Genomic DNA, 24,145 nt, shown 5'->3' with positions numbered 1-24,145 from the left:
CGACCTCCAAGCTTGATCTTAAATAAAAGAGCCCACGGATCCCGTGGACATTAGCGTCAACTCATTATATCGTACTTGTCCTGCTTCTTCACCTGAACTTAGCAATTGCCATGAATTAACCGAGATGAGCCAACTGCGCATAATGGGCAGCGTAAGCGGGGCCGTTCAAGACCAAAGCGGACATCGACGGAGGACATCCCTTCGGGAATAGAACGCCGAGTCCGTGGCTGTGGGCGAATTCCATCCTGGGGTAGATCGCAAGCCCCTCCCACACTCGATACACTCCGAAGTCGCGCCCTCTCTCCGCGATATCATGGAACAGCACGACTCCGCCCGGGGCGAGCTTGGGGATCCAAGTGTCGAAATCGTGTTTGGCGGCCTCGTACGTATGATAGCCGTCGATATGCAGGACGTCGATCGATGCATCCGGAAAATAGGTCAGCGCCTGATCGAAGGTGCAGCGTACGAGAGTAGCCGTATTCGGATAGTGGAATTGCGAGATCGCGCTAACCGTTCGGTAGATGTCCTCGGAGTAATAGCCTCCATGAGGGTCCCCCAGCCAGGTGTCGACGGCGAAGCAACGGGTGTCCGCGCCTGAATCGACCGCTGCCTGGCAGAAGCTGAAGAAGGAGACGCCGAACGCCGTCCCCAGCTCCACGACGGTACGGGGCTTCAGATTCCGGGCCAGATCGTAAGCGAACCGCCGATGGCCCGTCCAAGCCGATAGTGCCTTCAAAGCCGGATTGCCCGAATCGTAAGCAAATACGGGATTATAGAAATTCCAACTCATCGATCGCGTCTCCTTCAGTGCTAGAATGACAAGCCATTCTTGATAACTTATGCATGAATCTATCAAGCGTGGAACGGCTTCTCACTGCTATAAACGCGATCGATTGAGGAAGCGCAGCCCGCAAGCCGTGCCGAAGCAGCATTTATCTAGCTTTAACTCCAGTAATGACGGCAGACTGGATATAGTCATCGATAGAGCTGCCTGGAATCCAATCCCTGATGAACTCTCGAGATTCCTCCTTGGGTTCCACGCGGATATCCGAGAATCCGCTTATTTGAAGCATATGCCGCACCTCTTCGATCGAAGAGGCGCCGGATACGCAGCTCGCGAGCGAGTCGAGGTCCCCCTTCAACTCTTCCGGAAGCGTCGCTGTCGTGACGACATCGGAAACGGCTAACCGGCCGCCTGCCTTAAGAACGCGATAGGCTTCATTGAATACCTGTTGCTTATCCGGAGACAAGTTGATGACGCAATTCGAGATGATAACGTCAACAGCTCCGTCCGCAATCGGCAGATGCTCGATCTCGCCAAGTCTGAATTCGACATTCTCGTAATGGTTGCTCTGGGCATTGTACCGTGCTCTGCTCACCATTTCCGGCGTCATATCCACCCCGTATACTTTTCCCGAGTTCCCAACTTGTTTGGAAGCCAGAAAGCAGTCAAAGCCTGCGCCGCTGCCTAAGTCGAGAACGACTTCTCCGGGCTGCAGCAAGGCGATCGCTTGCGGATTCCCGCAGCCAAGACCAAGGTTGGAGCCTGCCGGAACGGCGGATAACTCCTCTTCCGAGTAACCTAGTTTAGAGGAGACTTCATCAGGCGTGCCGCAGCAGCTTGACGCAGACGGATGAGGCGAACAACAGCTTGATGTCGGGGCGCTTTCGATCGCGATTTGCTTATATCGGCTGCGAACATGGTTACGGACTTCATCATTCTGAACCTGGCTCATGGTAACGGAATCACTCCTTCGCTGGAATTAGAACCTGCATTTAAGAGCAACAATCCCCTTGTTGACGATCGTCTTTGCGGAAAACACAGCACAGCTCGGCAGAGAGCAAACGGTTCACTTCGGAGTGGTTTAGCGCGTAATAGCTCCAGGTTCCTTTGGCCTCTTTGGTGACTAATCCCGCATCGAGCAGGATTTTTAAGTGGTAGGACAGTTTGGATTGGGGCATCTCCATGATCGCTTCCAGATCGCATACGCAGACGCTGCCCTTCTGGGTCAGCTCGTACATGATTCGCAACCTTTTCTTATCGGCCAATGCTTTGAATTTGGCTTCGTAGGCCGCAAAATCGACGGTCTCCTCTGTTTGCCCAATAACGGGAAGTTCTTTGATCATCTTCATTCCACCAATACATCAAATATATTTGATGAAGCGATCATAACATGCAAAAAATGGAGGGTCAACACTAAATCAAATATTTTTGATTAAATGAGCCAAAGCTCTTGATAATCAGATTGGCCGCCTATATAATCGTCCATGTTTGGACATGAAGCGACATAACGGTTGGAAAGGAGAACCCATGTTAGCCTTAGCTACCATCATCTTTCTCGTTACTTTGGTATTTGTGATTTGGCAGCCGAAGGGGTTAAACATCGGATGGTCCGCAACCGCAGGAGCCGTCGTTGCCTTGGCTTGCGGAGTCGTCGATTTACGCGATGTCTGGGATGTCACGGGAATCGTATGGAATGCTACCCTTGCTTTTGTCGCCGTTATTCTGATCTCTCTCATCCTTGATGAGATCGGCTTCTTTGAATGGGCGGCTCTGCACATGGCGCGTTTGGCTCGCGGGAATGGCCGGCTTATGTTTGTGTATGTCATTCTCTTAGGCGCGTCAGTCGCTTTTTTGTTCGCGAATGATGGGGCCGCTCTGATCCTAACCCCTATCGTATTGGCTATGGTTCGGGCACTGAAGCTGGACGAACGGATGATCCTCCCCTTTATCATGGCGAGCGGCTTTATCTCCGATACGGCCTCTCTCCCCCTTGTGGTGAGTAATCTGGTGAATATCGTATCGTCCGATTTCTTCGGAATTGGCTTCGTGGAGTACGCTGGTCGTATGATTGTTCCTGCCTTCTTCTCTGTGGCGGCAAGTCTACTGGTGCTCTATGTATTCTACAGACGGAGCATACCGTCCTCTTACGACTTATCCCAACTGAAGAAACCGATCGACGCCATCAAGGATAAAAATTTATTTAAGATTTCATGGATCGTGCTAGCGGTTTTGCTTCTTGCCTATTTAACCAGCGAAATCGTTGAAGTACCCGTATCGATCATTGCTGGAGCGGCCGCAATCGTCTTTTTGCTCCTGGCAAGGCGCAGTGGACAAATACGAACCTGGAAGCTTGTTAAAGGCGCCCCTTGGTCCGTCGTGATCTTCTCCATCGGGATGTACGTCGTCGTGTACGGCCTTCGGAACGTAGGATTGACGGATGAACTTGGCAATGCGTTTAAATGGGTGGGAGACCACGGACTTTTCGCCGCTACGATCGGCACGGGCTTCATCGCGGCCATTCTCTCCTCGATCATGAACAACATGCCGACGGTGATGATCAATGCGCTGGCCATCGAGGGAACCCATCCGGAAGGCGTCCTTCGGGAAGCGTTCGTTTATGCCAATGTCATCGGATCGGATCTGGGCCCCAAAATCACGCCTATCGGTTCCCTTGCAACGCTTCTATGGCTGCATGTCCTGTCTAGCAAAGGCGTCAAAATCTCATGGAGCTCGTACTTCAAGACAGGAGTCGTTCTTACGATTCCCGTACTTTTGCTTACGCTTATTGGTTTGTTCTTGCGGTTGAATGGAATCGGATAACACTTTAGAGTCGAAGGGGTAATCTTAAGATGAACAAGAAGCCAATCGTTTACTTCCTCTGCACAGGCAATTCTTGCCGAAGTCAGATGGCGGATGGATTCCTTAAGGCTCTAGGAGCTGAGAGGTTCGATGTCAGAAGCGCCGGCCTGGAAGCTCATGGCCTAAACCCTCGTGCCGTACAGGTCATGAAGGAAGCCGGTATCGACATCGGCGGGAATACCTCCGACGTGATCGATCCCGAGATTCTGAATCAAGCCGCCTACGTCATCACGTTATGCGGACATGCGGATGAACATTGCCCGGTCATAAGCAACCCTAAGGTAACAAAGTGGCATTGGGGCTTCGACGATCCGGCTAAAGCGATAGGCTCGGAAGATGAGATTATGGCCCAATTCCGAGGCGTGAGAGATGCGATTAAGGCAAGAATCGAGTTGTTCTTGGAGCAAGGAAATTAAATGAATAAAAGCCGAGACCCCTCTGCGGATCGTCGGCTTTTTATTATTTTCTTACCCTTCCGAGATGTCTGCTTTAAGCTCGCTCGCTATCTCCATCATCAGGGGAACGATCGCTTCAATGGATACCGCAACGTACAGGTCTCCGTCATAATGCCGGAAGGGATAGATCTTGCCGTCATGGTGCCACAAGAAAAAATTCCCTTCGATGGACATCGTGCTCTCCGGACCGGTGACGGTATACACCGGCGCATACTTGAAGTCGGGTTTGGAATCAAAATATTGCAAGCATTCTTCTAAAGAAATCGTCTGCTCGGGGTTATTCTCTTGAAAGGATCTCGTGATCCGGTAACGTTGACTCATGGATAGACCTCCAGCGCTTGATTGCTCTTCTAAACCTTTCCCCTATTGTGACGAAGAAAAGTTCGGGTTGCAAGTGCAAATAAACCGAGATCGGCATCGATCTCGGCTTGCATTTGCCATCGTTAATCGTCCATTCCCTTGCCGTTCAAGATATGCGGCAGATACTTCTCGATCCGCGAATCGCGAGTCTTGGACTGCTTGGGGCTGCCAAAATGCAGAAGATAGGCTCTCTGCCTGCCCGGCGTCAACGCTTCGAATGCCGTTTTTAACTCGGGCACTTCAACGAATTTATTCTCCAATTCTTCCGGAACGGCATAGTCGGCATTCTTCTTTAAGGGAACCTGCAAGCCGGCTTTCTCGATCTCGATCGCTTCGTCGATATAGGTTTTGATAATCAGCTGCATCTCTTCGATCTGCTGAAGGTCGGTAAACCGAATTTGGCGCGCTGCTTGTACGTTCTCCGTTTGTTGGATGAGGATCCCGTGGGGATCTTTTAACAATGCCCCTTTATGGAACAGAAGCGCGCAATAATCCTTAAATCCGTGGATAAGAACGATGTTCTTGTCGTCTAACGTATAGCACGGGTGCATCCACTTGAAATCCTCGACCAGTCCGCAGTCAAGAACGAGTTCTCGGAGCAGCGCGGATTCTTCTTTCCAACTCTTGAGCTTGTTAAAGTAAGGATCGATCTTCGGATTTCTTCCCCCTGCTATCATTAAGGTCCGCTCCTCTTCCTCATCGCTTTAATCCGCATTATAGGTCACCTTTTGGTGTCGTGTCAATCCACGATCTCCACTATCTGGTATATTCGTTTTCGAATGGGGGCAAACGAAAGCAGTAGTTATTACGCTGCCCTCAAGGGAGTTGCTCGCGATGTGGATCCGAACGAGGCGATGGATTGAGAAGCGGTCCCCTGCCCAAGTGATTGCCGGCTATTATTTATTGGCTGTAGCTATTGCCATTCTCTTGCTGAGCCTGCCCGCCGTTCGCAAGCCCGGAGTGAATGTCTCATTCTTCGACACGGTATTTATGTCGGTCAGCATCGTCAGCGACACCGGGCTAAGCGTCTTTAACGTGGCGGATACCTACAGCGCGTTCGGTTATTTCGTCATCATGTTCATTCTTCAATTCGGCGGAATCGGGATCATGGCGATGAGCACGTTCTTCTGGATTCTAACCGGCCGCAGGATCGGCTTGCGCGAACGACAGCTGATCATGGTCGACAACAATCAGTTCGCGTTATCCGGCCTGGTCTCCCTAGTGACGGATATTCTGAAGTTCGTTCTTATCACCGAGCTGGCGGGAGCCGTCATATTCGGGATCCGCTTCCTGCGTTATTATCCTACTGTCGAAGAAGCGCTCTTACAGGGGTTGTTCGCTTCCGTCAGCGCCACGACGAATGCCGGAATGGACATTACGGGCAACTCCCTCGTGCCCTATGCGGGGGATTATGTCGTACAGCTCGTCACGATGGCGCTAATCATATTCGGAGCGATCGGATTCCCGGTCTTGATCGAGGTCAAGACCTTCTTCGCCAAAAGAAAAACGGCAGGGTCGCCGTACCGCTTCTCGCTGTTTGCGAAAATGACTACCTTCACCTACGGAATTCTCTTGGCAATCGGCGCGATCCTGATCTGGCTGTTGGAGATCGGGCACGCCTTTAAAGGGATGTCATGGCATGCCGGTCTGTTCTATGCCTTGTTCCAATCCACGACGACAAGGAGCGCCGGGCTTACTACCCTGGATATCGACGACCTGACGATGCCCACCCTTCTCCTGATGAGCGCTTACATGTTTATCGGGGGATCTCCGAATTCGGTAGGCGGAGGAATCCGGACGACGACGTTCGCTTTGAACGTTCTGTTTGTCTACCAGTATGCCAAAGGCTATCGCAAGATCAAGGCGTTCAAGCGGGAGATCCATCCGGACGACATCCTTAAGTCCTTGGCGATTACGGTTCTCGCCCTTCTCCTCTGCAGCTTATCCATTCTTGCCATCTGCATAACCGATCGCGAATCGCTGTTGGCCGTCATCTTCGAGGTGTGCTCCGCTTTCGGTACCGTCGGCATGTCGACCGGAATCACGCCGGAGCTGAGTCCCATCGCGAAGGGCATTCTAATGGCCTTGATGTTCATGGGAAGAATCGGCTTGACCTCGTGCCTGTACCTCATCGGCGGCAACCGCAAGGCGCCTAAGTTCAACTATCCGGCGGAGCGAGTTATGACAGGTTAAGCGCCCGGAATCCGATAATGGCATCAATAACCGCCGGATTCGCCGGCGGTCCCCATTCGTCTTATGAGCGATCTCTTGCCAACTAGTCGCTTTCGGTCAAGTCTAACTCAACCGGCATCAAACCGGTCTCTTCCTCCCGTTCTTCCCATTCCGGAGTCTGGCTTGTTCCCAACACGTTCTCAAAGGTATTCTTGGAGATCCCAAAGTAACTGTTATTGTAATAGAGAGAGACGATATCGGGATCCGCGACCGCTTGGGAGGCGAGAAATTCATTCATGATTTCGGTCCATCGCTTTGGGTCGATGAATGGGAAATGCTTTTCGAACGGCTCCCTTAGCCCGATCCAGCTTCTGTCCGTCGTCACATGCTTGAATTCCATTGGAATCCATTCCTTTCATCGGAATCGAAGCGGCGTTACGCATTACCGGCCATGGCTTGATCGGCGATATCGGGGTCCAGCGTATTATTGATATTGGCGCCGTTCAGGGTGAACACGACATTGCCGATGTTGCCGCCCCCCTGGCCGGTAACCTCTTTGGTTGCGCTCTTCGGGGATATGTTTAAGGTGTCGCCGAAGTTAATGACCCCGGAGTTGCTATTGACATTCACGGAACCGACAAGTGATGGCATGGTGGATCCCCCTCTTTAGGGGCTTCGCCGTAAACGGCTGCAGGTCCTATTTACATGAAGACAATCATAGGCTCTCTGGCCTCTCCCTTAATAAATGACGAACATGTTTAATTCGTGAATCGCCCATCAGAATTTCGCTCGATCCGAAATGAACGACGCTGCTGGACAAGGTACGGAACAGATCGAAGGACTGAACTTCGATGACGGAGCATTCATTGATGGTCGTCACTTGAACGGGTTCCGTTGCCGGCAGAGTGACCGGACGGAAGAAGATCGAATAATCGCGGAATAAAAATTCGACATACGGGAAAAAGTGGGCCTTCTCCCGTTGTACGGCTATGGTATGACTGACCGGGGTTATGGCGTTGGAATCTCCAATCTCAACGACACTCGTGCCCCCTACGGCAACTAGACTGAAGTAGCCAATGGACGAGACTCTGCCTTTCCCTGGATTCGGAACCATCCTGCCGGTTAAGCCGTCGGCAGCGTTGCGCCGACGATAACCCTTTCCGGAGGTCCTTCGAACGCGCTGTATAAGGAGACGGTTTTTACGTCTCCGACCATTAGCGTAGTCGAAGTGGAGATAATAAACATTTTGAACGCGCCGATCGTGACTTTGCCGTTGACGACGGTGTATTCCAGCATCAGATTCCCTTCTCCTTCCGGTTTAGATTGGTTAAATAGGCTTCGAAGGCATTCTGGACGTCGCGCTTCACATCTTCGTAGACGGCTTGCGTGATCGTGGATATTTGCTCGGGCGATCCTGCGTCCTCGGGATGAACGCGCTTCAGATAGTCGCGGATTCGGGCGTCGATCTGTTTCTTCACGTCCTCGACAATGAACGTCCTGTAGGTGTCGGTTAGAGGAAGATTGTATTTAAGCTCCAATTGCTTAAGGTAATCATAGGCTTCTTTGTCCAAATATTCGTTCACTAGCTGCTGAATTCCGGGAAAGACGCCCGGATGCTGATTCTCTATCAACGATGGAACCTCTAGCGACTGGGCGATGGCGAAATCTTCGATATTCATATCCGTATCCGATGCTTTGGGATTGATTCCTATGTTCAGGGTTCCCTCCAACCGTTCGATTTTGAGCAGATCGAACCGGTACTCATTGCGATTGACGGGGGGCTCGGCATTTTTCTCGTTTATTCGTTTGATCTCCTGAAGCAGCTCGTTCAGCTTCGTATCGATTTGTTGGATTTGTTGATGCTGCTGGTACAGGTAGCCGTTTAATTGCCGCAGATAACTGAGGATATCCTGGGGCGTTTGTGGCGTTTGCATTCAAATCCACCTTTCGAAGAAATAATCGAGAGCTTATCAGGAGCGCGTAGGAAGATTGATGACCGGCGACAAAGGGATTAACGGAACGATCGAAGGAAGGCCGCCCGTCGTCGGGGCCGACTTCGTGAAGCCCCCGGTGTTGAACAGCTGGGATAACGGCTTGATAAGGCCGGCGCTCCCGATTTGGAGAACCGAGGAATTCGATATGCCCTCGACCTTTAAGCTATGAATGGTAATGTTCTGATGCACGAATAAATTCATGTTCGGTTGTCCTCCTGCTCTGAACCGTCGGATGGCTCCGAAGCCGTCGATAGCTTCTCCTGCCCGTCTCGCGGTTCGGTTCGGTTGGCAACGATATTCTGTTCGAACACTTCGTTCCCGTACACGTTGAATACGCTTGGCGAATTACTGATGTTTACCGTCTCTCCCGCGTTAAAAGATCCTCCGCCCGCAAAGGTCTTAAAAAAACCTACCGGAGCAATGGTCCCTACGTCGCCGATAGTGAATATTCCATCGATCGCGATAATATTTACGGCGCCAACGATTGCCGGCATGATCCCACACCCTTATTGTTCCGGGCCTGCTCACTCGAATACCCCCGAAACGGATAAGAAATTCGCGGCTACATTTAATGCATAATATGATCTTCGCTTATCGGATATTCATTCCCCGCCCATATGCTGCATAGATTAGAAGACAGTCGGCGGGTACCCTCGCATATTGCGGCACGAAAGGCGGAAATCCGAACATGAGAATGACGGTCGAGAACAAATGCATCTTCATCGGGAAAATGGATCTGGGCGACGCCGGGGCGACATCGCTGATCCTGATCGGCGATGCGGAGTCTATCGTGACCTCGTCCTACTTCGATACGCCTACAGATTCTCTTATATTCAATCCGCATGTGCCCCTTACCTACTCGGAAGAAAAGGGGATGACACCTTGAGCGATTCGAAAAGCGGCGACCCGAACCGCGGCATGGACCGGGATTTTTTCAATCTGCCGTTCGGCAAGAACTTCCCTTTTAATCTTCTCGAGAAAATGGACGATTTGGCGTGGATCGAGAAATACGTCCAGGACGCCATGACTCAATATATGCCTAAGACGCTCTCCACCCATTCGCAGAATCCATCCAGGCTTCAGATGGAAGTTTTTGAAACCCACAAGAACGTCATCATTAAAGTACACTTAACGGAAAACGAGGCTAAGAACGTTAAAGTAACGGCGGGAGTCGACCGAGTCCGGCTGGAGGGCTTGCCGGACAGCAATTCCAAAAAGAACATTAAGCTAACGTCCCATGTCGTTCCGGAGAGCTGCGTTGCGGTGTACAAGAATGGCATCTTGCAGCTTCATATGCGCAAGCAAACGATAGACGATTACTTTCAGGAAGTGAATGTGAAATTCACGAAATAAATAGCGCAATCCGCAACCGGAACCGGTTGCGGATTGCGCTTGTGAAGAGCTATTTACTTCATTAACAATGCCGTTACCTTCGATATCGTCGTTAACGTCATTAGAAATAATCGGAGAAATACGGGGTTTGCTGCTCGATGGCATCCTCCAGCATATCGACCGTCTCCGGCGCGCACGCGATGCGTCCGATCTTGTGCAGATAGTCCGGTCTCTTGTAGCCTAGCAGCATCGTCGTCATCGTCTGGATGTCGATCTTGTCGGCGCTTCTCTCCGAGACGCGAGCGACGTTGCCCCGCCCCTCCGCGGTAATGCTAAGACGCCAGACCCCTTGATTCCAGGCAAGCATCGGATCGTCCAACGTAAAGGTCCACTCCCGATCCATCGTGTCCGGCTTGAACGGATATTCGGAGATAAACTGCTCCAGGTCTACGATTCGGGCCATGTAATAAGGAGAGATCGTTTCTTTGATGTCCGCATCCTCCAGGAGGAACGCCAACGGCTCATCCGTAAACGTATTGCCGACCACCTTCGAGATCATGGAGAAGTGGGCGCTGATAAAGTTCCAAAGACCGCTCCGGGCTTCTTCATTCACGAAAATCATATCCTTGATATGGAAAACCTCGTCCGCGATCCGGTATAGCACATAGCCGTCGGGCTGATCGTCCGAATTATAGTAGATGGCCGCCATCATGTCGTCCGGATCCCACAGCCAATATTCATTCCAGGCCAAGCTGTCGCGGAGCAGAGCCCCATGGGTCTGCGTAGCGAAACGCTCGTAGGCTTTTCTCACTTGCTCGCTCTCCACCGGCACCCGTTCGATATCGCCGGACACCTGCTTGTTCTTCGGCAATTGATAATCGCTTATTTCGTAGGTGATCTTGTCGGAGATGATCTCCCAGCCTTTTCTGCGATAATAAGGGATGGAATAAGGATACAGGTAAGAGATGGACTGCCCCTTGCTCTTCATCTTCTCCAGCGCTTGAACGAGCAATTTATGCATGAGTCCTTGATTGGCATATTCCGGATAGGTACCGACCCCGGTCAATCCCCCCATGGAGTAAGTCTTGTTGAAGATGCGCACCTTCATCGGGTATACCGCAACCTGGCTGATCAGCTTGTCCCCGTCGAACCAACCGATCACGTCCGCCTGCTCCAGCACGGGGGACTTGGCGCGAATGATCTCCTGCTCTTCCCATCCGATCTGATGCAGATCCCGATAAGTCACTTGGAAGACGTATCTAAGAAGCTGATTGTATTGTTCGAGATGCTCCAACCCGACATTTCTTATCTTTAGTTGTTTGACCCTGCTCATAGAAATCCTCGATTCTGCTGCTCATTCATGGATGAAAGTTTATTTTTCGATAATTCCCAACATACCCCAAACGCGACTGTCCGATACGAACATCTTCCTATTATACTCCTTCCGCGGATAAAAGAAGAAGGTCTCCGGCGGATAATTCCGCCGGGGACCCTCTCTCTTTATCGATTGGCCAGGAACGCGGCAACCTCCGCCAGACGGGAAGCATAGCCCCATTCGTTATCGTACCAAGCGGCGATCGATACGATCTCTCCCTGCACCTGGGTAAGCGGCAGATCGATGATCGAGGAATGCGAATCGCCGACGATCCGGGACGATGCCCATTCGCCTTCCAGGACGTCGAGCACGCCCTTCAACTCGCCTTCCTTCGCCTTGGCGCGGAACAGGTCGTTGATCTCTTGGGCCGTGCACGGCCTCTCGGTGATCAGGTTAAGCTCCGCGATGCTTCCCGTACGCGTCGGGATGCGGTAAGCCTTGCCCGTAATCTGCAGGTCGTTCCAGATGAACTTGAGCGCCTTGGCCGCGCCGGACGACGATGGAATGATGTTCTCGGCCGCCGCCCAGGAATCCCGGCGATCCTTCATCGGTTGATCCGTCAGCGATTGCGTATTCGTATAGGAATGAACGGTGGAGAAAAGGCCGTATTTGATGCCGAAGTTCTCGCGGACGACTTTGACGACGGGTGCCAATGCGTTGGTCGTGCAGCTCGCCATGCTGATGATCTTATGCTTATCCGGATCGAAGGTGTCAAGGTTGATCCCCTTCAACAGAACGGCATCGCAATCCTCCAGGGATTTGCTAGGACCGCTTACGAGCACGCGGTTGGCCCCGCGATCCAGATGGAGCTGGGCTACCGGACGAGTAACGGCTCTGCCCGTGCAATCGATGACCAGATCCACCTCCAGCGCCTTCCAATCGGGAATTTCTTTGGAAGAATTCAAGTACAGGATGTCGCGGCCGCCGATGACGATATGCCCTTCTTCCGCGGAGACCGCCTCCGGCCAGCGTTTATAGTTCGTATCCACTTCGAATAGAGCGGCCAGCGTCGCTTCGTCCTTGATATCCGAGATCGACAAGGGAACGAAGAGATTGTCCTGCAGCGCTACTCGGAGCAATTGCCTTCCGATACGTCCGAAACCGTAAATCGCGATTTTGCCCATGGTTCCACTCCATCCGCTTAATTTATCGTCCAGAGATAGTTTACTTATTTTTCCTCTATTCGTCTATAAGCTTTGGAATGCGGATCAACAGGCCTATTTCTCTTGATATGCCCATGGATGCTAGATCGCTTCGTCCGGCACCAAGCGGGCTAGGCTGGCCTGTTCGAAAGCGTAAGCCAGCCGGAATAAGACCGGTTCGCTGTAGGCCGTTCCGACGAAAGTAATGCCTTGGGGTCCTTTGGTAATATAGCCGCCTTCGGCGATAATTCCCGTTTCCGCATACCCGCCGGGTACGGTAATGACCGGATAGCCCGCTCGGGCGGATATGTCGAGCCCGTCTTCGTTGCCGAGGAAGATCAGCGCGTCAAGGTTATGTTCGCGGAGAGCATGGTCGATGCCCTGGTTCCGTGACCATTCCAGGTTGAGTCGCAAGCTCTCGGCATATTCGGACTCGGATAAAGTCCCGCTTGTCCCGTTAGCCCAGATCAGCACGTCTTGCCCGTATTTTAACGCGGCCTCCTTGTTCTCCTCGTTATAGGCGATGAGCTCATCCAGCGTCCGTACGAAGGGTCCCTCCCCCGCTTGCGCGAGATAATCGTTGAGCCCCTTCTTGAATTCGTAATGCATGACCGTCCAATCCCATCTCGCGGATTCGCAAGGCAGGGTTACCGGGTCGACGATAGTTGCGCCGCGTTCCTTGCACAGCAAGATCGCCTGCTCGATAATCCTCGCGCGCGCTTCGTCCAATCCGCCGTAATAATGCCTCGGCACCCCGATCCTTGCCCCTTGGAGACCGTTCGGGTCCAAGAACGCCGTATAATCCGGATGCGCGGTTCTCTTCTCTTCTTGCATGGCTTTATCAGCCGGATCCAACGCCGTCATGGCGCCGAGTAGAATCGCGGCATCCCGGACCGTGCGCGTCATCGGGCCGGCGGAATCCTGGCTCTGGGTAATCGGAATGATGCCCGTGCGGCTGACAAGCCCGATCGTCGGTTTGAGGCCGACGATGCTGTTCTGCGAAGACGGGCTGATGATCGAACCCGAAGTCTCCGTTCCGATGGCGGCCGCGCACAGATTCGCGGCAACCGCCACGGCGGGACCCGAGCTCGACCCGCCGACGAACAGCTCGCCGGGGCCGTAAGGATTCAGCGTCAGGCCGCCTCGGGAGCTATACCCCGCCCACATCTCGTTCGACATGAAGTTCGCCCATTCCGTCATGTTCGCCTTGCCCAGGAACACGGCGCCTGCCGCTCTTAATTGAGCGGCCACGGCCGAGTCCTTCGGGGCGAAATGCTCCGCAAGGGCGACCGAACCGGCGCTCGTGTGCATGCGGTCCCCCGTATCGAGGTTGTCCTTGAGCAGGATCGGAATGCCGTGAAGCGGACCGCGGGCGCCGCGTTCCAGACGCTCCTTGTCCAGCTCTTCCGCAATCTTAAGCGCGTCCGGATTAACCTCCAGCACCGCCCGCAGCTTCGGATTCATTCGATCGATTCGCTCGATATACCAGCGCACGATTGCCGCCGACGTCAGCGAGCCTGCCTCCATGGCTGCTTGCAGCGAATCGATATCGGCCTCTATTAGGCTATCATTGATCGTTCTTTGCATAAGGTGAATCAGTCCCCTTTTCTATTATCTAACTGGATAATAGCATAATATGGGATGTTGTGCCTTTATTTTCAATTATTAGCGCTATGATTAAGACTCTCGCATGATTCTCGAATCCTTGGGAAGCAGGAACGCGGAGACGCCGAGCAGCGGCAAGAACGCGCACGCCTTGATCATGAAGTCGACGCCGGTATGATCGATGAGCGAGCCGAGAACGACCGAACCAAGCCCCCCAAGGCCGAAGGAGAGTCCGAAGAACAGGCCGGAGATCATGCCTACCCGGCCGGGAAGCATCTCCTGGGCATAGACGATGATGACCGAGAAGCCGGACATCAGGATGGCGCCGATCGCCAAGCAGAGCAGGACCGATCCAACCGGGCCGGCGTAGGGCAGCAGCAAGGAGAATGGCGCCGTGCCGAAGATGGAGAACCAGATGATCTTCTTCCGGCCGAACCTGTCGGCGAGCGGTCCGCCGAGCAGCGTTCCGAGCATGCCCGCGAATTGAAGCGCAAACAGGGATACCTGAGCCCTCTCAAGCGATAAATGGTACTTCTCCATGAAGAAGAACGAATAATACCCCGTCATGCTGGCCAGATAGACGAATTTCGAGAACAGCAGCACGACCAGAATGCCAAGCACGTAAATAACGAAGCCGCGGGAGAACGGCGACGCGGCCATCGGAGCGACGGGACTTTCCTTGGCCGCGATGGAACGCATCCGCATATGGCCGCCGTACCACTTGGCGATATACGATTGGATAAGAATGCCTAGGACGGCAAGGATCGTAAACCACAGGAACCCATGCTGTCCTAGCGGAGTAATGATAAGAGCGACCATCAGCGGCGCGAACGCTTGGCCCGTATTGCCTCCTACTTGGAATACGGATTGAGCAAGCCCTCTCCCCTTGCCGGCGACCAGATGGGCGACGCGCGACGATTCCGGGTGCAGCACCGAAGAGCCGATTCCGACGAGCGCTGCCGACAGAAGGAGCATAGCCAGCCCGGGGGAAAAGGCCAATCCGACCATGCCGAGCAGAGTGAATACCATTCCAAGAGGAAGCAGAAGAGGCATGGGCCTGCGATCGGTATAAGTGCCGATCAGCGGCTGCAGGATGGAAGCCGTTACGTTCAGCGTGAAGGCGACCCAGCCGATCTCGGCATAGCTGAGCTGCAAGGACTTCTGGAAAATGGGGAATACGGCCGGAACGGCGTTCTGCATGGCGTCATTCAGCAGATGGGCAAGGCTGACGCCGAAGAGGATGGTATTGGCCGTTTGCCTGGCCGTCACGGTCATGGCGGGTTGGGTCACGAAGATCACCTTTTCGTTTTTTGAACCCATTCTATCGGAATCCGTTCCCCGCGTAATTCCGATAATTGCTCGGAAGTTGAGCAATAATTGCTAGTTATGATACAATTCATTCATTCAAGAGACGTATAACGAATCGAAGAAAGAAGGAATCCGAATGTCCTGGAGAGAAATCTCGACCCTAGAAGAGTGGAACGACCTTGTTGCTAAATCGGCTGAGCGCGGGCAGGTTATTCTGAAGCACAGCACCACTTGTCCCGTAAGCGCCAATGCGCTTCACGAATACGAGGAATACTTGAAGGGCGCTCCGAACCAAGACGTCGACTATACGCTGGTCAAGGTTATCGAGTCCCGTCCGATCTCGAATCAGATTGCCGAAGACCTGAACGTCAAGCACGAGTCCCCGCAGATCATCTACATCAAGGACAAAGCCAAATACTGGAGCGCGACTCACTGGTCGGTTACCAAAGCCCATATTTCGGCCGTGCTCGACTAATATCCGATCCAAACAGAAAGTCCAGGCAGGATTCCCTGCCTGGACTTTCTGTTTAGGCTTAGCTGTTCGTTCCCCATTCCTTCATTCGTTCTAGGAGCGAGACATCCATGATCCGTTCGAGCAGCTGCGGGAAGGCGATGCCTGCGGCGGCCGCGCTCTTCGGAAGCAGGCTGTTCGCGGTCATTCCCGGCAGCGTGTTGACTTCCAGCACGTACGGTCCATCTTGGCTTAGGATCATATCGATCCGCGCATACACCTTGCATTGCAGAAGCCGATAGCTGGCCAGCGCAGCCTCGCGAACGCGGCGCTCCATCTCCGAAGGAAGCGGAATCACCTTCTCATCCGCGCCGCCGTCCTCATACTTCGATTGGAAGTCGAACCAATCCGAGCGTGCGGCTTGAATGCCGATAATCGGCAGGACCTCGCCATCGAGGATCGAACAGGTAATTTCCGTTCCGTTCACATAAGACTCGATCAGGATCGTCCGATCCATGGCGAAAGCCTCCTGTACCGCCGCCAAGAGCTCCTTCTCTTGACGTACCAATTGAACGCCGATGCTGGAGCCTCCCGTGTTGGGCTTGACGATAACCGGATATCCGATCCGCTCGACCGCCTGCGGATCATAATCGTCCATCCCATGCCAGACGAGGCCGGAAGGAACCCAGACTCCCGCTGCCTTCAACAGCATCTTGGACAGCTGCTTATTCATGCATAAGCTGCTTGCCAGAATTCCGCTTCCGGTATATGGAATGCCAAGCGTCTCCAGGCATCCCTGCACCGTTCCGTCTTCGCCGAATTGCCCATGGAGCGCCAGTAGCGCGAGATCGATGCCCGCCTGCCGGACTTGCTCGATAAGATCCGATCTCCGATCGATCACGATAGGAATGGCCGTATAACGACTTTGTTCCAGATGGCGGATCATCTCGTTGCCCGTCTGCAGGGAAATCTCTCGTTCGGAGGAGATGCCTCCCATGATAACGCCTATCTTCATGTCGATCCCTCGTTTGTTTAAGAATGAAACAAGCTGCGCGCTTGCTCGCCGATGATTCGAATGCCCCGTTCGATATTCTCGTCCGTCACTCTTGAGAAGCCAAGCCGGAGCGTGTTCGTTCCTTCCCCTTCGCGAACGAAAAATCGGTCGCCGGGCGTGAAGATAACGCCTTTCTCCGAGCATGCTTCCAACAGCCGCCGCGTATCTGCCCCTGTCGGGAAGGCGAGGAACACATGCAAGCCACCGTCGCCGGTTAGCTGCGCATTCGGAATATGGACTTCGCAGCACTTTTTGGTCACCTCGAACTTGCGCTTATACTCCATGCGTGCTTTTCGGACGTATTTATCGAAGTTGCCGTTTAACAGGTACTGGTACAGAATGGATTGGTCGATGGTGGAGGTATGAATGGTGCGCGCGCGCTTCATGCTCTCCAGGGCGCTAATCAGCTCATGATCGCCGAACACCCAGCCTACCCGCAAGCCGGGGAACAGCACCTTGGAGAAGCTTCCGATATAAATCACGCCGTTCCCCTGCCCAGCCGTCGCGATTAAGGGGGCAATATGAGCTCCCGAATAGCGCAGCTCCTCATTGAAGCCGTCCTCGATTACCGGAACTTGATAACGGGCAAGCAAGCTCATCGCGGCGCTTCTCTTGGCCGGGGACATCACGATGCCCGTCGGATTGTGATAGGAAGGAACGAGATAGGCCAGATCGAAGCTCTCCGTGCGCAGGATCTCCTCGAGCCGCTCCATATCCATTCCGTCCGGCTTCATGGGAACGCCGGTCAGCTCGAATCCATGAAGCTTCAGATTCTTGATCGCGGTATGGTGGGTCGGATTCTCGCAGATCGCTCTGCCTTGGCGGGTCGTTGGCCGCAAGGCCGACAAGACCAAGTCGAAGCCCTCCGTAAACCCGGAGGTGATCAGCATATCCTTGCCGCGGGTATCGGCGCCCTTGTTCTCCATATATTGCATCAGATAGTCGATCAGCGGCTTATAGCCCTTGGCATATCCGTAATTGAGAAGCACCTGGCCTTCGATCGCCATTCGGTCGAGGAAAGCCCGTTTGACATCTCCCAGATCGAACAGATGCTCATCCGGAGCGATGCTGGTGAACGATATCGCATCTTTAGGGGCGTGGATCCCCCGTTTCATCGTATCCAGCGTTGAGGCCGAGACCGTATACTCGTTAAATTTGGCCTTCCAGTCGATCCGGCAGGAAGCAATGCCGTCGTTCCACCCGTCATTCGCATCCGTCTGTCCGGCAATCGCAGCTGCGACATAGCTTCCCTTGCCGGGAATCGCATAAGCGAATCCGTCGTCCTGCAGCCCTTCATAAGCGGCAATGACGGTATTGCGGCTTATCCCGAGAAGGCTGCTCATCTCCCGGGTGGAAGGCAGCTTCTGACCCGACTGCAACGCCCCTTTGATTATCAAACGCTTGAGGTATTCTTTGGCTTGAATCGCGACCGGCCGGTCATGGGCGAGCTTAAAATCCTGGAACATCCTTTACCGCCTCCGTCTATTCTGATGATGCCATAGAAAGCCGCAGAAAAAAAGAACCGCCGTGCAGGATTTTGGGTCCCGAGGCGGTTCTTCATTCAAATTCGACTGCTTCCCCTTTCCCGGCTACAAAGCTGCGGATGCCCCAAGACGAACCAAGCAGCGCGATTCCCGTAAGCAGAAATACGAATGGGATGCCGATCCAACCGCCGATAAAACCGCCGGCCAGCGGTCCGATCACGATTCCGAGCTGATTCGCGGATTGGCTTAAACTGACGGCTCTTCCTCGGAAATCCGGCTCCGTATGCTGGATAATAAGAGCATTGAGCGCCGGGTAGACGGCAGCAAAGAAAAGACCGTAACCGAACCGCAATATCCCGAATGCGTAGAGATTAGGCGCAACGAGCTGCAGGAGATTGCCGATTCCCCCGCCTATTAAACCGATCAACAGCGTTTTCTCGTAACCGATTCTACCTCCTATTTTCCCCCACCGCGATCCCATGATCACCGTTGCCGCGCCAACCGCCGAGAAGACGATGCCCGAGCTGAGAGTAGCGTTCTGAACGCTGCCGCCTAGCTGAACGACATAAAGCGTCAACAGCGGTTCGAGAATCAACACCGAAGTCGAAACGAGCAGACTAAGCCCGTAGAGATGAAAGAGTCGGCGGTTGGCCGCGGCTCTCTTCAAATCTTGCAAGACGTTCGTTTTTAATCCCTCGTTATGCTTATGGACCTCTTTGACTCCCATGACGATGAGGGCGGAGAATAGAGTGATGACCGCAGACGCTACGAAGCAGCCGCGAAGTCCGACCCAATGGCTCAAGATTCCCCCGGCCAGCGGTCCTAGAATGCCGCCTGCGGCGGTTGATGTAGAGATGACGCCCAGCGCGTAGCCGACATGCTTCTCCGGCGTATTCGTTCCGACCAACGCGATGGAGGCGGGACTGAAGCCAGCCATAAGTCCTTGGAATATCCGCACCAGGATGAAGACAAACGGATCGTGGACAAAATAGTTGGCCAGATGCGCGGCTGCAAGTCCAAGGCCGGAACGGATCAGCATCGACTTGCTGCCGTACTTGTCCGCGAGCGACCCCCAGAAAGGAGCGCAAAGGCTGCTGATCAAGAAGCTGATGGAGATAGAGATGCCCGACCAGGCTTCCAGCCCGCCGCGGATCCCCAGATCCTTCTGCAGGAACAAGGGGAAGAACGGAACGGACAGCGTGTAGGCCATATGATTAAAAAAGAGTCCGAGCCAGAGTATATATAAATTGCGTTTCCAGTGCGGCAATTCGCCGGTCCTCCGTATCGTAGTTACACCGGATTGGCGTTGGAGCGGATCGTTACGAGCTCGCCCTGAATGTGCTGGGGATTACGCAAGAGATTAAAGATCGGGCACACCCTCTCAATCGAATCAAGGAATGCTTCAAGAGTTTCCTGAGATTCATCCGATTCTACTATCAGCTTATAGCGGATGTTGTGGGGATAGATCGGTACGCCTTCATAACCCGGGCGACCCGCCAAAGGATGCATTTCGCCGTTGACCTCGACTTCCAGCGATTGAAGAGAAATTTGCAGATCGGCAGCTTGAATTAACGCTATATGCGAAATGCAGCTGCCGAGCACCCCAAGCTGAAGCTCCGGCGAGGATGGCCCGAGATTGTAACCCGCAAAATCCGGCGGGCTGTCGCTGATGACTTGAAAGTCGCGGATCCGAATCTCACGGACGCCGCTTCTTCCCGCCACTCTGACTTTCGCTCCGATTAAGTTGCCGGATTGGATGGGATTTTTCTCGGCATGTTCTCTGCGAGCGAGCAGCGCTTCTCTCTTTTGCCGTAAATATTCAGTTAATGTGGACATATGCGGTTGATCTCCTTTCGATAATTAATTCATACATATCATATGCAAGATGTCGGCATTTCTACTATAGGCTACCCGCGATGGCTGAGGATAATAGAAAAATCCAATATGGACATACAAAATTCGAATCAGGAGCATAAGATTCCTTCGGGTTTGCTCTTCGACGATCCCACCCCTTCTGCGATGGTTTACCCGCTTCCGAATAGGGCTAGAATGTATCTGAATCGCTTGTCAGATTCTAGGGGGAAACCAACCTTGCCGAAGCCTCAATTCACGTTCCTGCAGATCGCCTTCATTGTCCTTCTCTCTATCGGGTTGAACAATCATGTCATCATCATTCCCATTCTTCTCGATGTATCCCATCGGGATGCGTGGCTGTCCGTTCTGGTGGCCGCGTTTTTGTTCATCCCTTTTTTCTATATGATTGCCTCCATTATTCAGCGGACGGGGACGGATCGCCCCTTCCTCTCTTGGGTGGGTCAACGCTACGGCAAGTGGCTGTCCATTCTCATCGGAGCCATCGGCGCTATCGTTCTCTTCATGACTGCTTATATAACAGGCAAAGACATGGTGATATGGATCAATGAATCCTTCCTTCCCCAGACGCCCATGATCGTCGTTACGTTCAGCTTCATCGGCGTCTGTTATTACCTGGCAAGCAGCGGCATTCGGACCATTGCGTACTCCTCCGCCATTCTGCTGCCGCTTGTCGTCTTGTTCGGCGAGTTCGTCATGACCTTCAACTTCCCTCGCAAAGACTACACGGCGCTGTTTCCGGCGTTCGAATATGGAGCCATGCCGATGTGGAAAGGCGTATTTTACATAGGGGCAAGCTTCCTGGAGCTGATCTTTCTCTTTTTACTTCAGCACTATTTCGCCCGTCCCCTGCGCAAGCGCAACGTCATTATTCTCGGCTTCCTTCTGGCGGGACTTACGATCGGTCCGGTCATGGGCGCATTGGCGGAATTCGGTCCGACGGAAGGAGCATTGCTTCGTTTCCCGGCGTTCGAGGAATGGCGAATCGTCAAGATCGGCAGTTATATCGAGCACGTGGACTTCCTGTCGATCTTCCAATGGTTAAGCGGTGCTTTTATACGAATCGGATTGGCGCTTTTTCTCATATCGGACATGACCGGCAAAAGCAAAAAGTGGGTGCTCCCTTCGATCTCGGGTTTGCTTGCCGTCAGCATCTCCATCAAGCTGCCCGACAACGTCTTCCTTTATTTTCTGAGGACCTATTACTTCCCGATTGCGTTCTGTTGCCTGATGGCGATATTGCTGCTTCTCTTTGTGCTAATTCGGATATCGACTCGAAAAGGAGGGCGCCACACCAATGCGTCTTGAAGAAGTCCATGAATGGTTTGCGCCTTGCGCGGATGTCTTGTTCTATCCCCACGCTTATTCCGACGGTCAAGAAATATCGCTCGTCTATTGCGAATCGTTAGTGGAAGAGCAGTTGATCAACGAGATGGTACTGCCCGAATTGACGCGTCTCCATCAGTTGACCGGCTTCTCCGATATGAATAAGATCCGTTCGGAGAGCCGCATTCAACTGGAAGAAGCCAAAGACCGGGATGCGGTCGTCCGCTCCGTGTTCGCGGGCCACGCGCTTGTCTTCTTCCACTCCCTCGAGGAGCCGCTCAGCTTGTCCATTGCCAGCATTCCTCACCGATCCACGGAGGCTTCCAACGTGGACGTCTCGATCCGCGGACCGAAGGACGGCTTGGTCGAGTCGCTCTCGATCAATGTCGGCTTGGTTCGCAAGCGCCTGCCAACGCCGAATCTCGGCTTGGACGTGATCGAGATCGGGAATTTAAGCCGAACGAAGGTCGGCTTGCTCTACCTCAAAGGCAAAGTCCAAGAACCGACGCTTAAGGAAATCCGCAGCCGTCTTAAAGACGTTGCCGACAAGTTGGACGAGCTGTCAAGCACGACTCAATTAGAGGAGAGAATCTCCGACCACCCGTACAGCTTATTCCCACTCTCGGTCTATACCGGAAGGGCGGATTTTATTGCGACTTGCTTGAATAAAGGCCGGTTTATCATCCTTGTCGACGGGGTACCCGGCGCCATGGTCGCTCCGGCATCGCTGTTTCTGCTGATCAAGACCCCGGAGGATTCCCACTTCAGCTTCTTGACCGCGAATTTCGGCCAGACCCTTCGACTGTTCAGTTTGTTGATCTCGTCGTTCCTTCCCAGCTTCTTTATCGCTCTTATCGGTTTCCACCAGGATCAGATTCCGTTCCCACTCTTGGCGACGATCGTCATGACCCGGCTCGGAATTCCTCTCTCGGCGCCGATGGAGATGTTCCTTGTCCTGTTCTTCCTGGAATTGTTCAAGGAAGCGGGGTATCGACTGCCGTCCATGATCGGGCAGACGCTAACCGTCGTCGGCGGCTTGATCATCGGCGATTCCGCCGTTCGCGCGGGATTGATCTCGCCAAGCCTTGTCGTCATCGGCGCGATCGCCATGGTTGCCGGCTCAACGCTGATCAGCCAGACGCTGACCGGAACGGTGGCCGTTCTTCGTTACTTCTCGCTGGCCTTCGCCGCCCTCCTTGGCATGTACGGCTTCTTGCTGTCTGTCCTGTTATTGATCGTTTATCTGTCGGGACTCACCTCGTTCGGGGTTCCGTACTTGGCGCCCGTCACTCCTTTGAACATTAAAGATATCGCTCGGGCTTTCCTCATGATGCCGCGCAAATTAGGCGGATTCGTTCCTTATCATCTGCGTAAAAACAACAAAGGGTAGATGTCCATGCGGAAGGCGGTTCGATTCCTTGCTCTTCTAATCACGCTCGCGCAAGCCATGCTGCTAACGACGGGTTGCTGGGATTATCACGAGGTTCACCACATTTCCTTCATCACGACGATCGGCATCGATTACAAGGATAAGAAGTACGTTCTGTACGCGCAGGCGCTCAGCTTCATGAATATTGCCCAACGGGAGGGCGAACGCCCAACCAGGCATAAAGCCGTCGTCGGAGTCGCGACCGGCGACACCGTTACGGACGCCATGTTCAATCTCTATCGCTCCGAACAACAGTTCGTGTACTGGGGGCATATCTCCGCGATTATCTTCAGCAGGAAAGCCTTGGAGAACGTCCAAATCGACAGCCTGGTCGACTCCGTCAACCGCTTCCGGGAGCTGAGATACAACGTCTGGGTGTACGGAACCGATGAGCCGATCGATAAGCTGGAGAATCTGGCTCCTTACTTCGGCTTCTCGCCGTACGATTCGCGGTTGATGAAGCCGGACCAGACGTATCGCCAGTTCTCCAATATCAAGCCCATCTATCTGAACCGGTTCGTCTCGGACTACTTCGAGAACGGCAAGACGGTGATGATTCCGAAGCTGGATATCGACAGCACTTCCTGGAAGGAAGGCGGCGAACAAGCGCCGGAGTTAATCATGAACGGGTGCTACATCTTCTCGCCTAGACCCTATGTCGGCTCGTTGTCGGAAGAGGAGCTCAAGGGAAGACGTTACATGGATAAGCATTCCGTCCGGATGCCGATGGTCATCCATCGCTCCGGCAAGGCTGCTTCTTTGATCGTCCTTAACAAACCTCGAGTGAAGATTCGTCCCTCGGTCGCGAACGGAGTCGCTCGCTTCGACGTCAAGATTCGACTGCAAGGCAACATAGACGAGTTGCTGCAGGATATACCGCTGAACGAGTTGGAACGGCAGGTAGAGAAGAACGTGGAGCAGCAGGTTCGAGAGACGTTCGAGAAAGGCAAGAAGCTGAACGCGGATGTGCTGAATCTGACGCTTCCTCTATTCCGATACCATTATGGAACCTGGAAGCGTACGATCGGCCCGAGCATTGATATGTCCAAAGTGGAGCTCGGCCGCGTCGAAGTTTCTTTCTTGCTCCAGAATACCGGCAAATACAAAGGCAGATTGCGTTAAAGCATTCAATCGCTTCATGGG

29 protein-coding genes are annotated in these 24,145 nt (G+C 53.3%); 9 read left to right on the top strand and 20 right to left on the bottom strand.

Features of this window, described 5'->3' with window-relative positions:
- Positions 1–115 precede the first annotated feature (115 nt).
- From ELR57_RS11220 to ELR57_RS11210, 3 genes are all read right to left on the bottom strand, one after another.
- Positions 116–790, bottom strand: a complete 675-nt coding sequence (locus ELR57_RS11220) for a class I SAM-dependent methyltransferase (RefSeq protein WP_126959162.1) — start codon at positions 788–790, stop codon at positions 116–118.
- A gap of 142 nt (positions 791–932) precedes the next feature.
- Positions 933–1,736, bottom strand: a complete 804-nt coding sequence (locus tag ELR57_RS11215) for an arsenite methyltransferase (RefSeq protein ID WP_126959161.1) — start codon at positions 1,734–1,736, stop codon at positions 933–935.
- Between the two features lie 40 nt (positions 1,737–1,776).
- Positions 1,777–2,127 (bottom strand): ArsR/SmtB family transcription factor, encoded by a 351-nt coding sequence (locus ELR57_RS11210; RefSeq protein WP_126959160.1) that lies wholly within the window; start codon positions 2,125–2,127, stop codon positions 1,777–1,779.
- Between the two features lie 184 nt (positions 2,128–2,311).
- Between ELR57_RS11210 and ELR57_RS11205 the strand changes: the two genes are divergently transcribed.
- The gene (locus ELR57_RS11205) at positions 2,312–3,604 is read left to right on the top strand and encodes an arsenic transporter (protein WP_126959159.1); all 1,293 of its coding nucleotides are present in this window, start codon (positions 2,312–2,314) and stop codon (positions 3,602–3,604) included.
- 29 nt (positions 3,605–3,633) lie between these two features.
- A complete protein-coding gene (gene arsC, locus ELR57_RS11200; protein WP_126959158.1) occupies positions 3,634–4,059 on the top strand; it encodes an arsenate reductase (thioredoxin) in 426 nt (141 codons plus the stop codon).
- Between the two features lie 51 nt (positions 4,060–4,110).
- Here arsC and ELR57_RS11195 read toward each other — a convergent pair whose 3' ends face one another.
- Together ELR57_RS11195 and ELR57_RS11190 are read right to left on the bottom strand one after the other, a co-directional pair.
- The gene (locus ELR57_RS11195) at positions 4,111–4,419 is read right to left on the bottom strand and encodes a hypothetical protein (protein WP_126959157.1); all 309 of its coding nucleotides are present in this window, start codon (positions 4,417–4,419) and stop codon (positions 4,111–4,113) included.
- Positions 4,420–4,541: 122 nt separating this feature from the next.
- Entirely contained in the window at positions 4,542–5,135 is a 594-nt protein-coding gene (locus tag ELR57_RS11190) for a YdeI/OmpD-associated family protein (RefSeq protein ID WP_126959156.1), read from the bottom strand.
- 157 nt (positions 5,136–5,292) lie between these two features.
- Here ELR57_RS11190 and ELR57_RS11185 point away from each other — a divergent pair, with 157 nt between their 5' ends.
- Complete coding sequence (locus ELR57_RS11185) at positions 5,293–6,651, top strand: TrkH family potassium uptake protein (protein WP_126959155.1); 1,359 nt, start codon at positions 5,293–5,295, stop codon at positions 6,649–6,651.
- Positions 6,652–6,733: 82 nt separating this feature from the next.
- On the opposite strand, the gene ELR57_RS11180 is transcribed toward ELR57_RS11185, so the two are convergent.
- The 7 genes from ELR57_RS11180 to ELR57_RS11150 all read right to left on the bottom strand — a co-directional run bounded on the left by ELR57_RS11180 (position 6,734) and on the right by ELR57_RS11150 (position 9,118).
- Complete coding sequence (locus tag ELR57_RS11180) at positions 6,734–7,030, bottom strand: hypothetical protein (protein WP_126959154.1); 297 nt, start codon at positions 7,028–7,030, stop codon at positions 6,734–6,736.
- Between the two features lie 35 nt (positions 7,031–7,065).
- Positions 7,066–7,281 (bottom strand): spore germination protein, encoded by a 216-nt coding sequence (locus ELR57_RS11175; protein WP_126959153.1) that lies wholly within the window; start codon positions 7,279–7,281, stop codon positions 7,066–7,068.
- A gap of 64 nt (positions 7,282–7,345) precedes the next feature.
- Positions 7,346–7,744: a spore germination protein GerPE gene (locus ELR57_RS28605; RefSeq protein ID WP_126959152.1), complete on the bottom strand. Its 399-nt coding sequence runs from the start codon at positions 7,742–7,744 to the stop codon at positions 7,346–7,348.
- Positions 7,745–7,752: 8 nt separating this feature from the next.
- A complete protein-coding gene (locus ELR57_RS11165) occupies positions 7,753–7,926 on the bottom strand; it encodes a spore gernimation protein GerPD (protein ID WP_126959151.1) in 174 nt (57 codons plus the stop codon).
- The gene (gene gerPC / locus ELR57_RS11160; RefSeq protein ID WP_126959150.1) at positions 7,926–8,564 is read right to left on the bottom strand and encodes a spore germination protein GerPC; all 639 of its coding nucleotides are present in this window, start codon (positions 8,562–8,564) and stop codon (positions 7,926–7,928) included. Before gerPC ends, ELR57_RS11165 begins: the two co-directional genes overlap by 1 nt.
- 36 nt (positions 8,565–8,600) lie before the next feature.
- A complete protein-coding gene (locus ELR57_RS11155; RefSeq protein WP_126959149.1) occupies positions 8,601–8,825 on the bottom strand; it encodes a spore germination protein GerPB in 225 nt (74 codons plus the stop codon).
- A complete protein-coding gene (locus ELR57_RS11150; RefSeq protein ID WP_126959148.1) occupies positions 8,822–9,118 on the bottom strand; it encodes a spore germination protein in 297 nt (98 codons plus the stop codon). The genes ELR57_RS11155 and ELR57_RS11150 overlap by 4 nt, the downstream gene beginning before the upstream one ends.
- A gap of 194 nt (positions 9,119–9,312) precedes the next feature.
- On the opposite strand from ELR57_RS11150, the gene ELR57_RS11145 reads away from it, so the two are divergent.
- Together ELR57_RS11145 and ELR57_RS11140 are read left to right on the top strand one after the other, a co-directional pair.
- Positions 9,313–9,510, top strand: coding sequence for a spore gernimation protein GerPD (locus ELR57_RS11145; protein ID WP_126959147.1), 198 nt, complete (start codon positions 9,313–9,315; stop codon positions 9,508–9,510).
- The gene (locus tag ELR57_RS11140; RefSeq protein WP_126959146.1) at positions 9,507–9,977 is read left to right on the top strand and encodes an Hsp20/alpha crystallin family protein; all 471 of its coding nucleotides are present in this window, start codon (positions 9,507–9,509) and stop codon (positions 9,975–9,977) included. The genes ELR57_RS11145 and ELR57_RS11140 overlap by 4 nt, the downstream gene beginning before the upstream one ends.
- 100 nt (positions 9,978–10,077) lie before the next feature.
- On the opposite strand, the gene ELR57_RS11135 is transcribed toward ELR57_RS11140, so the two are convergent.
- From ELR57_RS11135 to ELR57_RS11120, 4 genes are all read right to left on the bottom strand, one after another.
- A complete protein-coding gene (locus ELR57_RS11135) occupies positions 10,078–11,289 on the bottom strand; it encodes a GNAT family N-acetyltransferase (RefSeq protein WP_126959145.1) in 1,212 nt (403 codons plus the stop codon).
- A 167-nt stretch (positions 11,290–11,456) separates the two neighbouring features.
- On the bottom strand, positions 11,457–12,455 hold the full coding sequence (locus ELR57_RS11130; protein ID WP_126959144.1) for a type I glyceraldehyde-3-phosphate dehydrogenase: 999 nt from the start codon (positions 12,453–12,455) through the stop codon (positions 11,457–11,459).
- Between the two features lie 120 nt (positions 12,456–12,575).
- Positions 12,576–14,060, bottom strand: coding sequence for an amidase family protein (locus tag ELR57_RS11125; protein ID WP_126959143.1), 1,485 nt, complete (start codon positions 14,058–14,060; stop codon positions 12,576–12,578).
- A gap of 90 nt (positions 14,061–14,150) precedes the next feature.
- Positions 14,151–15,353, bottom strand: a complete 1,203-nt coding sequence (locus ELR57_RS11120) for an MFS transporter (protein ID WP_238162502.1) — start codon at positions 15,351–15,353, stop codon at positions 14,151–14,153.
- Between the two features lie 169 nt (positions 15,354–15,522).
- On the opposite strand from ELR57_RS11120, the gene ytxJ reads away from it, so the two are divergent.
- The gene (ytxJ, locus tag ELR57_RS11115; protein WP_126959141.1) at positions 15,523–15,861 is read left to right on the top strand and encodes a bacillithiol system redox-active protein YtxJ; all 339 of its coding nucleotides are present in this window, start codon (positions 15,523–15,525) and stop codon (positions 15,859–15,861) included.
- 58 nt (positions 15,862–15,919) lie between these two features.
- Here ytxJ and ELR57_RS11110 read toward each other — a convergent pair whose 3' ends face one another.
- The 4 genes from ELR57_RS11110 to ELR57_RS11095 all read right to left on the bottom strand — a co-directional run bounded on the left by ELR57_RS11110 (position 15,920) and on the right by ELR57_RS11095 (position 20,211).
- Positions 15,920–16,852, bottom strand: a complete 933-nt coding sequence (locus tag ELR57_RS11110) for a D-alanine--D-alanine ligase (protein ID WP_126959140.1) — start codon at positions 16,850–16,852, stop codon at positions 15,920–15,922.
- A 17-nt stretch (positions 16,853–16,869) separates the two neighbouring features.
- Positions 16,870–18,357 carry an aminotransferase-like domain-containing protein gene (locus tag ELR57_RS11105; protein ID WP_126959139.1) on the bottom strand — a complete coding sequence of 496 codons (1,488 nt, stop codon included), beginning with the start codon at positions 18,355–18,357 and terminating at the stop codon, positions 16,870–16,872.
- Positions 18,358–18,448: 91 nt separating this feature from the next.
- Positions 18,449–19,642, bottom strand: coding sequence for an MFS transporter (locus ELR57_RS11100; RefSeq protein WP_126959138.1), 1,194 nt, complete (start codon positions 19,640–19,642; stop codon positions 18,449–18,451).
- Between the two features lie 23 nt (positions 19,643–19,665).
- On the bottom strand, positions 19,666–20,211 hold the full coding sequence (locus ELR57_RS11095; protein ID WP_126959137.1) for an OsmC family protein: 546 nt from the start codon (positions 20,209–20,211) through the stop codon (positions 19,666–19,668).
- A gap of 255 nt (positions 20,212–20,466) precedes the next feature.
- On the opposite strand from ELR57_RS11095, the gene ELR57_RS11090 reads away from it, so the two are divergent.
- From ELR57_RS11090 to ELR57_RS11080, 3 genes are read left to right on the top strand one after another with little or no spacing between them, the layout of a single operon-like run.
- The gene (locus ELR57_RS11090; protein ID WP_158630001.1) at positions 20,467–21,555 is read left to right on the top strand and encodes a GerAB/ArcD/ProY family transporter; all 1,089 of its coding nucleotides are present in this window, start codon (positions 20,467–20,469) and stop codon (positions 21,553–21,555) included.
- On the top strand, positions 21,545–22,963 hold the full coding sequence (locus ELR57_RS11085) for a spore germination protein (protein ID WP_126959135.1): 1,419 nt from the start codon (positions 21,545–21,547) through the stop codon (positions 22,961–22,963). Before ELR57_RS11090 ends, ELR57_RS11085 begins: the two co-directional genes overlap by 11 nt.
- 6 nt (positions 22,964–22,969) lie before the next feature.
- Complete coding sequence (locus tag ELR57_RS11080; RefSeq protein WP_158630000.1) at positions 22,970–24,124, top strand: Ger(x)C family spore germination protein; 1,155 nt, start codon at positions 22,970–22,972, stop codon at positions 24,122–24,124.
- The last annotated feature ends 21 nt before the right edge of the window (positions 24,125–24,145 follow it).

This window comes from Cohnella sp. AR92 (genome assembly GCF_003990975.1).
Classification (GTDB): domain Bacteria; phylum Bacillota; class Bacilli; order Paenibacillales; family Paenibacillaceae; genus Cohnella.
Note: the sequence above shows the minus strand (reverse complement) of the source record. Positions and strands in the feature narration are given on the sequence as shown.